Origin of the sequence: Spiribacter onubensis (assembly GCF_040838425.1) — a bacterium.
Lineage (GTDB): Bacteria > Pseudomonadota > Gammaproteobacteria > Nitrococcales > Nitrococcaceae > Spiribacter > Spiribacter onubensis.
Genome location: NZ_JBAKFI010000005.1, coordinates 98,816 through 112,158, shown reverse-complemented (window position 1 = coordinate 112,158; position 13,343 = coordinate 98,816). Strand labels below are relative to the sequence as shown.

Sequence of the window (13,343 nt, the reverse complement as noted above, 5' to 3'; positions counted from 1 at the left end):
CGCTTGACACCCCGTTTGGGGATGATATGTTTGAAATCGAACATTACGAAGCGGCAATATAGCCGCCGTCATTCGAAACGGAGGAGAGGCACTCGTGTCTTCCGAGGGTCAGCAGACGGACTTCTACGACGTTGTTGTCGTCGGTGGCGGCATCAACGGTGCGGGCATCGCACGCGACGCGGCGGGCCGCGGGCTCCGGGTCCTGCTCGTCGAGCAGGGCGATCTCGCCAATTACACCTCCTCCGCCAGTACCAAGCTGGTACACGGCGGTCTGCGCTATCTCGAATACTATGAATTCCGACTCGTTCAGAAGGCGCTGAAAGAGCGGGAAGTCCTCATGGGCATCGCGCCGCACATCATCTGGCCGCTTCGTTTCGTCATGCCGCATGTCAAGGAGCTGCGGCCGGCGTGGATGATCCGCATGGGCCTGTTCCTGTACGACCACCTGGGCGGCCGCAAGAAGCTGCCGGGGTCGAAGGGCATCAACCTGCAGACGCATTTCGCCGGGGCGCCGCTCAAGGACAGCCTCCGCAAGGGCTTCATCTACTCCGACTGCTGGGTGCAGGATTCCCGGCTGGTCGTGCTCAACTGCATGGATGTCGAGGCCCGTGGCGGCAGGGTGCTGCCCCGTACGCGCTGCACGGGCGCCGAGCGCAGTGGCGACGAATGGCGCGTACAGCTCACCGACACGGTCAGCGGGGCGGTGCATGATGTTCGTTCTCGTTCGATTGTGAACGCCGCGGGCCCCTGGGTCGCCCGATTCCTCGGTAGCGCCATGCACCAGGAAGACGAAAAGGCCGAAAAGGATGTCCACCTGGTCAAGGGCAGTCACATCGTCGTGCCCAAGATGTTCGATCACGAGGACTCCTACCTCTTCCAGAACGACGACGGCCGCGTGATCTTCGCGATTCCCTACGAGCAGCATTTCACGCTCATCGGCACCACCGACGTGGCCTACGAGGGCAACCCGGCGGACGCAACGGCGAGCGACGAGGAGATCCAGTATCTCTGCGACGCCGTCAATCGCTATTTCAAGCATGGCATCGGGCCGAAGGACGTGGTCTGGACCTATTCTGGCGTCCGCGCCCTGTATGACGAGTCCGAGGAGGAGGACGTCTCGGCGGTGAGCCGCGACTACAGCCTTGAGCTTGACGACAGGGACGCACCGCTCCTCTCGGTGTTCGGGGGCAAGATCACCACCTATCGCACGCTGGCGCGTCAGGCGGTGGACCGCATCGCGCCCCTGCTCGGCGCCAGCATCACCGACTGGACCGGTCGTTCGGCGCTTCCCGGAGGCGACATCCCCGATGGTGACTTCGACGCCTACCTCGCCGCGCTGCGCAAGTCGCGGCCGTGGCTGCCGGAGAGTATGGCGTGGCGCCTGGCCCGCAACTACGGCACCTGCGTGGAGCAGATGCTGGGTGACGCCAGCTCCCTGGAGGATCTTGGCGAACATTTCGGTGCCGACCTCTACGAGGCCGAGCTGCGATATCTTGCCGAGCGGGAATGGGCGATGACCTGCGAGGATGCCATCTGGCGGCGCACCAAGCTCGGCCTGATGCTCGATGCCTCGCAGCGTGAGCGGGTGGACGCCTGGTTCACCGGCCAGAACAAGAAGAGGGCAACTGCGTAATGAGTCTGGTCCTTGAGGGGGTCGACCGCACCGTCGGTGGTGAGGTTTACCTGAAAGATATCAACCTCACCTTCGAGCGCGGTGAGTTCAATGTGCTGCTGGGCCTGACCGAGGCCGGCAAGACCACCATGATGCGGATCATGGCCGGCCTGGAGCCGCCGAACCGCGGCCGCGTGGTCGAGGATGGCCAGGACGTGACCCGCGTTCCGGTCCGCAAGCGGTCGGTCGGTATGGTCTACCAGCAGTTCATCAACTACCCGTCGCTGAGCGTCTACGACAACATCGCGTCGCCGCTCAAGCTGGCGGGGATCTCCAGGTCGGAGATCGATCGCCTGGTGCGCACCGAGGCCGAGCGCCTCGGCATTGATCACCTGATCGACCGGCTCCCGTCAGAACTTTCCGGTGGTCAGCAGCAGCGCTGCGCCATGGCCCGGGCGCTGGTGCGCGATGCCAAGCTGGTGCTTCTGGACGAGCCGCTGGTCAACCTGGACTACAAACTGCGTGAGGGCCTTCGATCGGAGCTCCGTTCGCTCTTTGCCGATCGCGACACGGTGGTGGTCTATGCCACCACGGAGCCCGAAGAAGCGCTCGTGCTGGGCGGTAAGACAACGGTATTGCATGAAGGTCGGGTCATTCAGAACGGCGTGACGGCCCAGTGCTACCGCCATCCGGCGAATACCACGGTGACCCAGGTGTTCGCTGACCCGCCCATGAATCTCATGCCGGTGGAGGTGGGAGACGGCCAGGTCAAGGTGGAAGGCCTGCTGAGCGCGCCGCTGCCGGCGCATATGAAGGATCTGGCCCCGGGCCACTACACCGTCGGTATCCGGCCGCATCACCTGTTCGTGAGCGCCGGCGAGGGGCGTATCGGGCTCCATGGCACGGTCGAGGTCGCCGAAATCGCCGGATCCGTGACCTACGTCCATCTCGAGGTCAACGGCCGGGACTGGGTGATCGAGGAGCGCGGCGTCCATCAGGTGCACCCCGGCGAGCGCTTCGAGCTTTTCATGGATCTGACCCGGGCATACGCCTTCGACAGCGCGGACCAGTTGGCGGCCGCGCCGCACAGCTAATGCGGATGACACAATGGCGCGAATAGAACTCAATAATCTGGCGCACCAGTACGCCCCTGGCGGTGATTATGCCCTGCAGCCCATGCAGCATGTCTGGGAAGACGGGGGTGCCTATGCCCTCCTCGGGCCGTCCGGCTGTGGCAAGACCACGCTGCTGAACATCATCTCGGGGCTTGTGCAGCCCTCGGAGGGTCGGGTGATGTTCGGCGACCGCGACGTCACCACGCTGGCTCCGGAGCAGCGCAACATCGGCCAGGTTTTCCAGTTCCCGGTCATCTACGACACGATGAGCGTGTTCGACAACCTCGCCTTCCCGCTGCGCAACCGCAAGCATGGCGAGGACTATGTCGAGCGTCGCGTGAAGCACATCGCGGGCATGCTCGGCCTTGAAGAGGTCCTCAAGCGCCGTGCCAATAACCTCACCGCCGACGCCAAGCAGAAGATCTCCCTGGGCCGCGGGCTGGTTCGTGAGGACGTGGCGGCGGTGCTGTTCGATGAACCGCTCACCGTGATCGACCCGCATCTGAAGTGGCAGCTGCGGCGCAAGCTCCGGGAGGTGCATGAGCAGCTCAACCTCACGCTGGTCTATGTCACGCATGACCAGACCGAGGCGCTGACCTTCGCCGACAAGGTGGTGGTCATGCTGGCCGGCCAGGTGCTTCAGGTTGGCACACCGCAAGAACTCTTCGAGCGCCCGGCCCATACCTTTGTGGGCTACTTCATCGGCAGCCCCGGCATGAATTTCTTCGACTGTCAGGTCGACGGTCATCACGCCGTGGTGGACGGAGAGCATATTCCGGTGGATCCCGCCATGGCCGAGGCCGCGCGCAGCGCCGGTGGCAAGCTGCAGCTCGGCATCCGGCCCGGGCTGATCCGTCCGGCGGCGGCCGACGAAACGGCGCTCACCGTCAAGGTGGACAAGGTTGAGGATCTGGGCGACTACGAACTGGTGACCGGCCACCTTGGCCAGCATCAGGTGCATGTGCGCCTGGAAGAGTCCGAGAAGATCGGCAGTGAGGGTCTGCGGGTGGTGTTCCCCACTGAGAACGCACTGCTGTATGCCGACGACAAGCTGGTCGGCTAGGGGGAGAGAACGTGGAAAAGCGTGAATACCAATGGGCCTGGCTGATGGTGCTGCCAGTGGTGCTGGTGGTGGCCTTCAGCGCCATCATGCCGCTGATGACCGTCGTCAACTATTCGGTGCAGGACATTTTTGGTCCCGATTCCCGGTTCTTCGTGGGCACGGAGTGGTTCAAGGAGGTGCTGCGGGATCCGGCGCTGCACGGCGCGCTGATCCGCCAGATCATCTTCTCGGCCGCCGTGCTCCTGATTCAGATCCCGCTGGGCATCGGTCTCGCGCTGTGTCTGCCCAAGAAGGGCCCATGGGTGTCCGTCTCGCTGGTCCTCCTGGCGCTGCCCCTGCTGGTGCCGTGGAACGTGGTCGGCACGATCTGGCAGGTCTTCGCCCGACCGGACGTAGGGCTCGCCGGCGTTTTCCTGAATTCCATCGGTCTGGACTATAACTACACCGGGGATTCGCTGGATGCCTGGGTCACCGTGCTCGTCATGGACGTCTGGCACTGGACGTCACTGGTGATCCTGCTCTGCTACGCCGGGCTGCAGGCCATTCCCGATGCCTTTTATCAGGCCGCGCGCATCGACGGCGCATCACGTTGGGCGGTGTTCCGGTACATCGAGCTGCCGAAGCTCAAGGGTGTGCTGCTGATCGCCATTCTCCTGCGCTTCATCTTCAGTTTCCGGATCTACGCCGAGCCGTTCGTGCTGACGGGCGGTGGTCCGGGCAACGCCACCACTTTCCTGAGTCAGCGGCTGACCACGATGGCAGTGGGGCAGTTTGATCTGGGTCCGGCGGCGGCCTTCTCGCTGATCTACTTCCTGATCATCCTGCTGTTCAGCTACGTGTTCTATCTGACCATTCTCAACATGGACCGGGAGGGTTAAGCCGTGGGTTCCAAGCGACGTTACATCTTCCTTGGCCTGTGGCTCGTCTTCCTGATGCTGCCGATCTACTGGCTCATCATGATGTCGCTGAAGACGAATCAGGAGATTCTCTCGACGTTCACGCTGTGGCCGAATGATCTGACGGTGGCCAATTACGTGAAGATCTTCACCGATCCCACGTGGTACCCGGGGTACATCAATTCCACGCTTTACGTGTTGATGAACGTGGTGATCTCGCTGACGGTGGCGCTGCCGGCGGCCTATGCCTTCTCCCGGTACAACTTCCTGGGCGACAAGCATCTGTTCTTCTGGCTGCTGACCAATATCATGGCGCCGCCGGCGGTGTTCCTGCTGCCGTTCTTCGAGCTCTACCAGAGCGTCGGCCTGTACGACACGCATATCGCCGTCGCGCTGGCGCATACGCTGTTCACCGTGCCGCTGGCGGTATGGATCCTCGAGGGGTTCATGTCCGGCGTGCCCAAGGAGATCGACGAGACGGCCTACCTCGACGGATATTCCTGGCCGCGTTTCTTCATCACAATCTTCCTGCCCCTGATCCGCTCGGGCGTGGGGGTGACGGCATTCTTCTGCTTCATGTTCTCGTGGGTGGAGCTGCTGATTGCCCGGACCATCACCTCCACCGAGGCCAAGCCGATTGCCGTCACGATGACACGGACGGTGGGTGCCTCGGGGCTTGACTGGGGCCTGCTCGCCACCGCCGGTGTGCTGACCCTGGTGCCGGGGGCGCTGGTGATCTGGTTCGTGCGCAAGCACATCGCCCGCGGGTTCGCGCTGGGCCGCGTGTGATCGGAGTAAAGACACGATGAATCAAGAAGCTGGATTTAATCTCGCGTGGATGGCCTGGACGCAGCCGGTGGCGATCTTCTTTGCCTCGATCGCGGTCATGCTGGTGGTCTTTGGTGTGCTGCAGTTCGTCATCCCGACCTACGAGCGGAAGGGCTTCCTGCCGGTGCCGACCACGCGCGGCGACCGGCTGTTCATGAGCCTGCTGGGAGCGGCTTATATCCATCTCATCTGGCTGGCGTTTACGGACGCGAGTCTTTTGATTGCCTCAGGCATTTCCATCGTCTATGCGGTGGTGATGCTGCGTTGGGGCTGACTGGCTTGCGGGTGCCTGGCACCCGCTTGGCATGAACCGGGCATGCATCGGATAGGCTGGTGCCACTGCCCTTTGGTAACGGGATCAAAGGTGATCCCCTCCAGGAGGAGAAAGAAATGAAACAGCATAAAAGCGCCATGCAGCCATGGACCGCGCTTGCGGTCGCCGCTGCACTCGGTGTGGGCGGTCTGGGCAGTGCCCATGCCGCGACCGATGCGCAGATGGCCGTCGCCGAGCAGTATCTCGACGAGTTCCAGCCATCGACACTGACCCGCGAGGAACAGCTGGAGCAGCTTGAGTGGTTCATTGACGCGGCCGAAGAGTTCCGCGGCATGGACGTCTCAGTCGTGTCCGAGACCATCCCGACCCACGAGTACGAGGCCAGTGTGCTGGCCCCGGCCTTCTCGGAGATCACTGGGATCAACGTGACCCATGATCTGATCGGCGAGGGTGACGTCATTGAGGCGCTGCAGACCGAGATGCAGTCGGGGGAGAGCATCTACGATGGCTACGTCAACGATGCCGACCTGATTGGTACGCATTACCGCTACGGCCAGGTGATTCCGCTATCCGACTACATGGAGGGCGAGGGCGCCGACGTGACCTCCCCCTACCTGGATCTGGATGATTTCATCGGTCTGGATGCCGTGACGGCGCCCGACGGCAAGATGTATCAGCTGCCCGACCAGCAGTTCGCGAACCTGTACTGGTTCCGCTATGACTGGTTCCAGCGCGAGGATCTGCAGGCACAGTTCGAGGACATCTACGGCTACGAGCTGGGCGTGCCCACCAACTGGTCGGCCTATGAGGACATCGCCGAGTTCTTTACCGAGCATGTCGGTGAGCTGGACGGCCGGACAGTCTATGGTCACATGGACTATGGCAAGAAGGACCCGTCCCTGGGCTGGCGCTTCACTGATGCCTGGCTGTCCATGGCGGGTGCCGGTGACACCGGTCTGCCGAACGGTCATCCGGTCGACGAGTGGGGCATCCGCGTCGAGGACTGCCATCCGGTGGGCTCCGACGTGACCCGTGGTGGTGCCGTGAACGGCCCGGCTGCGGTCTACGCCCTGACGAAGTACATCGACTGGCTCGATGCGTACGCTCCGCCGGAGGCTGCCGGCATGACCTTCTCCGAGGCGGGTCCCGTCCCGGCACAGGGTCAGATTGCCCAGCAGATCTTCTGGTACACCGCCTTCACCGCGCCGATGGCCGCTGAGGGGACTCCGGTGGTGAACGCCGATGGCACGCCGAAGTGGCGTATGGCGCCGTCACCCCATGGCCCATACTGGGAAGAGGGCATGAAGGTCGGTTATCAGGACATCGGTTCCTGGACCTTCTTCGAGCATGCGGATCCGGATCGTCGTAAGGCGGCCTGGCTGTATGCGCAGTTCGTGACCTCCAAGGTCGTGTCGCTGAAGAAGCTCCACGAGGGCCTCACGCCGATCCGCCAGTCCGACATCATGTCCGAGTCGATGACCGAGCGGGCACCGAAGCTGGGTGGTCTCGTCGAGTTCTACCGCAGCCCCGACCGTGCCCTGTGGACGGATACCGGCACCAACGTGCCTGACTATCCGCGTCTGGCTCAGCTGTGGTGGTCCAACGTGGCGGCGGCCGTCACCGGCGAGGTGACACCGCAGGCCGCCATGGACAACCTGGCCCAGGAGCAGGACCGCGTCATGGAGCGCCTCGAGCGTGCCGGTGTGCAGGACCGCTGCGGACCGCGCATGAACGAGGAGCGGAGTGCCGAGTACTGGTTCGACCAGCCCGGCGCACCCAAGCCCCCGCTGGATAACGAGAAGCCGCAGGGCAAGACCGTGCCCTACAACGAGCTCGTAGCCGGCTGGCGCGCCAGCATGTAATCCGGACTTATCTCCTCATCCGGACTTTTAGGGGGCCCTCGGGCCCCCTTTTTCTTTCCCGCCCTTCAGGATAGACGGTTTGACCGACCCCCCCTGGGGAGGGGTATCGTGATCCCGTTGTAACGGCAGGGAATGGTTTGCCATGTCCGAATCAACCTTCAATCTGCAAATCACGGGCCTCAACTGCGGGAGTTGCGTCCGGCGGGCGGAGACCGCACTGGGCAATGTCTCTGGAATCAACGCGGTCAGCGTCAATCTGTCCACGGCGAAGGCACGCCTGGAGATCGACTCCGGGCACGACCCGGCCACCGTCCTGCGTGCGGCCGCCGAGGCCCTGACGGAAGCCGGCTATCCGCCGGCGACGGACAGCGCAACCCTGGCGCTCACTGGTGTCACCTGCGGTGGCTGCGTGAGCCGCGTCGAGGCTGCCCTCGAGAGCGTCCCCGGCGTGCTCGATGCCAGCGCCAACCTCGGAATGAGTACCGCGCGCGTCGAGTATCTGCCGGCAGCCGCCAGCATGCCGGCCATGACCGGCGCCGTGGAGGCGGCGGGTTATGGTGCCCGGGCCACCGGCGGGGACTCCGCCGACGGAGACGAGGCTGACGCCGGTCAGCGCGAGCAGCAGCGGCTGCGTCAGCGGGTGGCCATTGCCGCGGCCTTTACGTTGCCGCTGGTGATCATTGCCATGGGCCGCCACATCCCCGCGGGCCACGACTGGTTCACGCAATGGCTGCCTGATCGGGGCTGGATCGCCATTGAGTGGCTCCTCGCCACCCCCGTGGTGTTCTGGGCGGGCCGCGATTTCTTCATCAAGGGCTTTTCGGAAATGCGCCACCGCGCGCCCGCCATGAGCAGTCTGGTCATGATCGGAGCCGGTGCGGCTTACGTTTACTCATTGCTGGCACTGACCCTGCCGGCGATCTTCCCCGAGGGAACCGCGGGCAGCTATTTCGAGGCGTCCGGCGTCATCATCACCCTGATTCTGGTGGGTCGCTACCTCGAACAGATCGCCCGCGGTCGGACCTCCATGGCCATCAAACGCCTGCTGGGGATGCAGTCCCATACGGCCCGAGTGGTGCGCGATGGCGATACCGTCGAGGTGCCGATTGATGAGGTCGCCACCGGCGACACCGTCCTGGTCCGCCCGGGAGAGCGTATCCCGGTGGATGGCGAGATCAGCGAAGGACAATCGCGGGTCGACGAGTCGATGATCACCGGCGAGCCCGTACCGGTGGCCAAGAACGCCGGCGACCGGCTGGTGGCCGGCACCGTCAACGGTCAGGGATCGCTCACGGCGAGGGTCACCGAGGTGGGTTCCGAGACTGTGCTGGCCCAGATTATCGATATGGTGGAACAGGCGCAGGCCGAGAAACCCCCCATCCAGCAGCTCGCCGATCGCATCGCCGGGGTATTCGTGCCCATCGTCCTGCTGGTGGCCCTTGCCACCGGCGCGATCTGGCTCGCGATCGGGCCCGATCCGGTGCTCTCCTATGCGTTCGTGGCCACGGTCAGCGTCCTGCTCATCGCCTGCCCCTGCGCCATGGGGCTGGCGACGCCGACGGCCGTGATGGTCGCCACCGGCAAGGGTGCCGAGAACGGGATGCTGCTGCGCCGGGGTGCCGCACTGGAGTCACTGGCCCGGGCCGATACCGTGGTGCTCGACAAGACCGGGACGTTGACCCTGGGTGAACCGCAACTGACTGATCTTGAGGTGGCCGCCGGCAGCGAGGACGACGCCCTCGCGATGATGGCCGCGGTGGAATCCCACAGCGAGCATCCGCTGGGTCAGGCCATCGTCGACGCTGCCCGCCGGCGCGGTCTCTCCATACCGGTCGCGACCGATTTTGATGCGGTCACGGGCTTTGGTGTCGAGGCGCGGGTGGATGGGCGTTACGTCCACATCGGCGCCGCCCATTACATGGAATGGCTCGGCGTGGATGTCCGCAGCGTGCAGTCCAGCGCCGAGGCGTTGATGATGCAGGCCAAAACACCGCTCTATGCGGCCGTGGACGGCCAATTGCTCGGTGTGGCCGCCGTGGCCGATCCGCCGCGGGCCGAGAGTAGCCATGTCATCGCCGAACTTCGCGATCGAGGTCTGAACGTCGCCATGGTCACCGGCGACCAGCAGGCCACCGCCAATGCCCTCGCCGAGCGACTCGGCATCGATGAGGTGATGGCTGGTGTCCTGCCGGATGGCAAGGCGCGGGAAGTCCAGCGTCTGCAGGCCGAAGGCCGTCGCGTGGCGTTCGTTGGTGACGGCATCAACGACGCACCGGCGCTCGCCCGTGCCGATGTCGGTGTGGCCATTGGCACCGGAACGGACGTGGCCATCGAGGCGGGCGATGCGGTGCTCATGCGTGCCGATCTGAATGGCCTGCTGGATGCCGTGGACCTGGCCCGACGCACTCACCGCACCATCCAGGGCAACTTCGTCTGGGCCTACGGATACAATGTGCTGTTGATCCCGGTCGCAGCGGGGCTGCTGTATCCGTTGACCGGCTGGTTGCTCAACCCGATGGCTGCTGCGGCAGCGATGAGCCTGTCCAGCCTGTTCGTCCTTAGTAATTCGCTGCGCCTGCGTCGGTTCCGTCCGGCCGCGCACCGCCAGGAAGCTGACCATGGCCGAGACCACCAAGCACTGCCAGCTCGCTCTTGATCCGACGGTCCGGGATGCCGCCCGGCAACGGCTGGCTTCCATCCGCGGCCATGTCGAGGGCATCGTCCGCATGCTTGAGCGTGATGATGTCTACTGTGTGGACGTGCTGCGCCAGCTCAAGGCGGTGGACGGGGCGCTCGCCAAGGTCGGCGACGCGGTCCTTCGCAGCCACCTGCACCACCACGTGACCAGCGCCCGCGAGCGCGGGGACGCCGACGTCATCGTCGACGAACTCATGGAGATCATGAAATACCGCTAGCCGGCGGCCGGCCGGCGGTGTTCAGCCACCGCCGGTGTCGGTCGCCAGCGGCAGGGTCACGCGGATGACGTCGCGCTCCTCGGGGTCGACGTGCTCTTCAAAGCCCAGCTGGCGGCAGAGGGCGAGCATGGGCTGGTTCTCGCGCAGCACATCGCCGTCGATCTCACCGATGCCGCGATGACGTGCATAGTCGATGACATGCTCCATCAGCAGCCGGCCCAGGCCCTGGCGGGTCAGGTCGTTGCGCACGATGATCGAGTACTCCGCCTTCTCGCCATCCGGGTCGGCATGGATGTGGACTGCCCCGTAGAGCTCCGCCTCACCGGGCACCTTGTCCGGATCGGTGATGATCAGCGCCATTTCCCGGTTGTAGTCGATCTGCGTGAAGCGGGCCGCGGCCATGTGGCTGAGCTGCTTCATCGGCGCGAAGAAGCGCAGCCGGATCTGCTCCGGTGTCAGATGGGCGAATGCGCGGTGCAGCGCGGGTTCGTCCTCCGGCAGGATCGGCCGCAGCAGATAATGCTGGCCATCGTCGGCGGTGACAGTCTTCTCGAGGCCTCTGGGGTAGGGGCGGATCGCGAGGCGCCGGGTGCCCTGGCCGTTCTCACCGATCCGAATCCGGGCATCCAGTGCCACTACGCCGTCGGCGGAGGCCAGCAGCGGATTGATGTCCAGTTCCTTGACCCGCGAGAGGTCAGCCGCGATCTGGGCGATCCGCGTCAGTGTCAGCTCGATGGCCTCCATGTCGGCGGGCCTGCGATCGCGGTAGCCCTGCAGCTGACGGTAGATCCGCGTCCTCGAGATCATGTCGCCGGCCAGTTTCAGGTTAAGGGGTGGCAGCGCCAGGGACTGATCCTTGATCACCTCGACAGCGGTGCCACCCTGGCCGAAGAGCACCACCGGTCCGAACTGTTCATCTTCGGTGAAGCCGGCGATGAGCTCCCAGGCGCCAGCCCGCTTGACCATCGGCTGCACGCTGAAACCCTGCAGCTCGGCGTCGGGATAGGTCTCCGACACGCGGCGCTGCATCCCCTCCGCGGCATGACGGACGGCATCGGCGTCTTCCAGGTCGAGCACGACACCGCCCACGTCACTCTTGTGGGTAATATCCTTGGAGAGGATCTTGATCGCCGCCGGATAGCCCAGGCGATCGGCCGCCTCAGCGGCGCGATCGGCGTCGGTGGCCACCTCGGTGGGCACGACTTCGACGCCGTAGGCCGCCAGTAGCTGCTTGGCCTCCGGCTCGCTGAGGATCTCGCGACCCTCGGCGGCTGCCTTCTCGACCAACTGATTGGCGGTCTCGTAATCCGGCGTGAACAGCTCCGGCACCGAAGGCGGCGTCTCCAGCAGCTGCTCCTGGTTGCGGCGGTAGTCGACCATGTGCATGAACGCCCGCACCGCGCCCTCGGGCGTGGTGTAACTCGGTATGCCGGCCTCGGCAAAACGACGGCGGGCGTTCTGGGCGGTGTGTTCACCGACCCAGCAGGTCAGGAGGGTCGGCCGATGGCCGCGCCCGCTGCGCTGCCGGCCCTGCTCGGCGATGACTGCCTCGGCGGCATCCATGCTGTCGGCAACCGCCGTGGGGCAGTTCAGCACGAGTATGGCATCGGCGTCCTGCGTGTCGGCAAGGATGGACAGGGAGTCTGCGTACCGCTTGCCGGGGGCATCGCCGATGATGTCCACCGGGTTGCCATGCGACCAGGTTGGCGGCAGCACCTCATTCAGTGAATCGATGGTCTCCGGCGGGAGTTCGGCCAGTTGGCCTCCATGGCCAATCAATGCGTCGGTGGCCAGCACGCCGATACCCCCCCCGTTGGTCAGGATGGCGAGCCGGTCACCCGCCGGCGGCTCCGTCGAGGCCAGGGTCTCCACCGCTGCGAAGAGCTCACCGAGCGTATCCACCCGGAGCATGCCGGCGCGCCGGAAGGCGGCGTCATACACTGCATCGGAGCCAGCCAGTGCGCCTGTATGGGAGGCGGCGGCCTGCGCACTGGCGGCATGACGGCCGGCCTTGACCACGATCACCGGCTTCATGCGGGCCGCGGCCCGCGCCGCCGACATGAACTTGCGGGCATCGGTGATGGCCTCGACATACAACAGGATGGCGCGGGTGTTGGGATCGTTGGCCAGGTAGTCGATGGTGTCGCCGAAGTCGACATCCGCCATGTCGCCCAGCGATATCATGTGCGAGAAGCCGATATTCCGGCGCTCCGCCCAGTCCAGTACCGAAGTGACGATGGCGCCCGACTGGGTCACAAAGGCGATCCGTCCCTTGGGCGGCGCCAGATGGGCGAAGCTCGCGTTGAGGCCCATGCCAGGGACCAGGATACCCAGGCAGTTCGGCCCGATAATGCGCGTGAGATGCGGCCGCGCGGCATCCAGCGTGGCCTGGCGGAGTGCCATGCCTTCCTCGTCATTCCCCTCGCCGAACCCTGCGGTGATCACGACGACGCCGCGGGTGCCGCGCTCGGCCAGCTGCCGGACGATGTCCGGCACGGTCTTGGGTGGCGTGCAGACAACGGCAAGGTCCGGCGTGACGGGCAGTTCGCTGATGTCGCGGTAGCAGAGAACGCCTTCAATGGCCTCATGCTTCGGGTTGACGGGCATGATGGGCCCGTCGAAACCCCCGTTGAACAGGTTGCGGGCGAGGACGGCGCCGACCGAGCCTGCGCGGCGGCTGGCACCGATGATCGCGATGGAACGGGGCTTGAGCAGCGCGTCGATATTGCGGACCGTCATGGGCAGTCCTCCGGGCCGGTGTATGTTGCAGAGCAACAT

General features: G+C 64.8%; 10 protein-coding genes. 9 read left to right on the top strand and 1 reads right to left on the bottom strand.

Features of this window, described 5'->3' with window-relative positions; all coding sequences use genetic code 11:
- Window positions 1-94 precede the first annotated feature (94 nt).
- The 9 genes from glpD (at window position 95) to V6X63_RS09540 (ending at window position 10,565) form a co-directional block, all read left to right on the top strand.
- The gene (gene glpD / locus V6X63_RS09580) at window positions 95-1,633 is read left to right on the top strand and encodes a glycerol-3-phosphate dehydrogenase (RefSeq protein WP_367968003.1); all 1,539 of its coding nucleotides are present in this window, start codon (window positions 95-97) and stop codon (window positions 1,631-1,633) included.
- Window positions 1,633-2,706: an ABC transporter ATP-binding protein gene (locus V6X63_RS09575; protein WP_367968002.1), complete on the top strand. Its 1,074-nt coding sequence runs from the start codon at window positions 1,633-1,635 to the stop codon at window positions 2,704-2,706. The genes glpD and V6X63_RS09575 overlap by 1 nt, the downstream gene beginning before the upstream one ends.
- 13 nt (window positions 2,707-2,719) lie before the next feature.
- On the top strand, window positions 2,720-3,790 hold the full coding sequence (locus V6X63_RS09570) for an ABC transporter ATP-binding protein (protein WP_367968001.1): 1,071 nt from the start codon (window positions 2,720-2,722) through the stop codon (window positions 3,788-3,790).
- An 11-nt stretch (window positions 3,791-3,801) separates the two neighbouring features.
- Window positions 3,802-4,668, top strand: coding sequence for a carbohydrate ABC transporter permease (locus tag V6X63_RS09565; RefSeq protein WP_367968000.1), 867 nt, complete (start codon window positions 3,802-3,804; stop codon window positions 4,666-4,668).
- 3 nt (window positions 4,669-4,671) lie between these two features.
- Window positions 4,672-5,475 carry a carbohydrate ABC transporter permease gene (locus V6X63_RS09560; RefSeq protein WP_456154539.1) on the top strand — a complete coding sequence of 268 codons (804 nt, stop codon included), beginning with the start codon at window positions 4,672-4,674 and terminating at the stop codon, window positions 5,473-5,475.
- A gap of 16 nt (window positions 5,476-5,491) precedes the next feature.
- Window positions 5,492-5,788, top strand: coding sequence for a DUF2160 domain-containing protein (locus V6X63_RS09555; protein WP_367967998.1), 297 nt, complete (start codon window positions 5,492-5,494; stop codon window positions 5,786-5,788).
- Between the two features lie 116 nt (window positions 5,789-5,904).
- On the top strand, window positions 5,905-7,650 hold the full coding sequence (locus tag V6X63_RS09550) for an ABC transporter substrate-binding protein (RefSeq protein ID WP_367978741.1): 1,746 nt from the start codon (window positions 5,905-5,907) through the stop codon (window positions 7,648-7,650).
- A 142-nt stretch (window positions 7,651-7,792) separates the two neighbouring features.
- Window positions 7,793-10,306 carry a heavy metal translocating P-type ATPase gene (locus tag V6X63_RS09545; RefSeq protein ID WP_367967995.1) on the top strand — a complete coding sequence of 838 codons (2,514 nt, stop codon included), beginning with the start codon at window positions 7,793-7,795 and terminating at the stop codon, window positions 10,304-10,306.
- Window positions 10,269-10,565: a metal-sensitive transcriptional regulator gene (locus tag V6X63_RS09540; RefSeq protein ID WP_367967993.1), complete on the top strand. Its 297-nt coding sequence runs from the start codon at window positions 10,269-10,271 to the stop codon at window positions 10,563-10,565. Before V6X63_RS09545 ends, V6X63_RS09540 begins: the two co-directional genes overlap by 38 nt.
- Before the next feature lie 21 nt (window positions 10,566-10,586).
- On the opposite strand, the gene V6X63_RS09535 is transcribed toward V6X63_RS09540, so the two are convergent.
- Window positions 10,587-13,304 carry a bifunctional acetate--CoA ligase family protein/GNAT family N-acetyltransferase gene (locus V6X63_RS09535; protein ID WP_367967991.1) on the bottom strand — a complete coding sequence of 906 codons (2,718 nt, stop codon included), beginning with the start codon at window positions 13,302-13,304 and terminating at the stop codon, window positions 10,587-10,589.
- Window positions 13,305-13,343 lie beyond the last annotated feature (39 nt).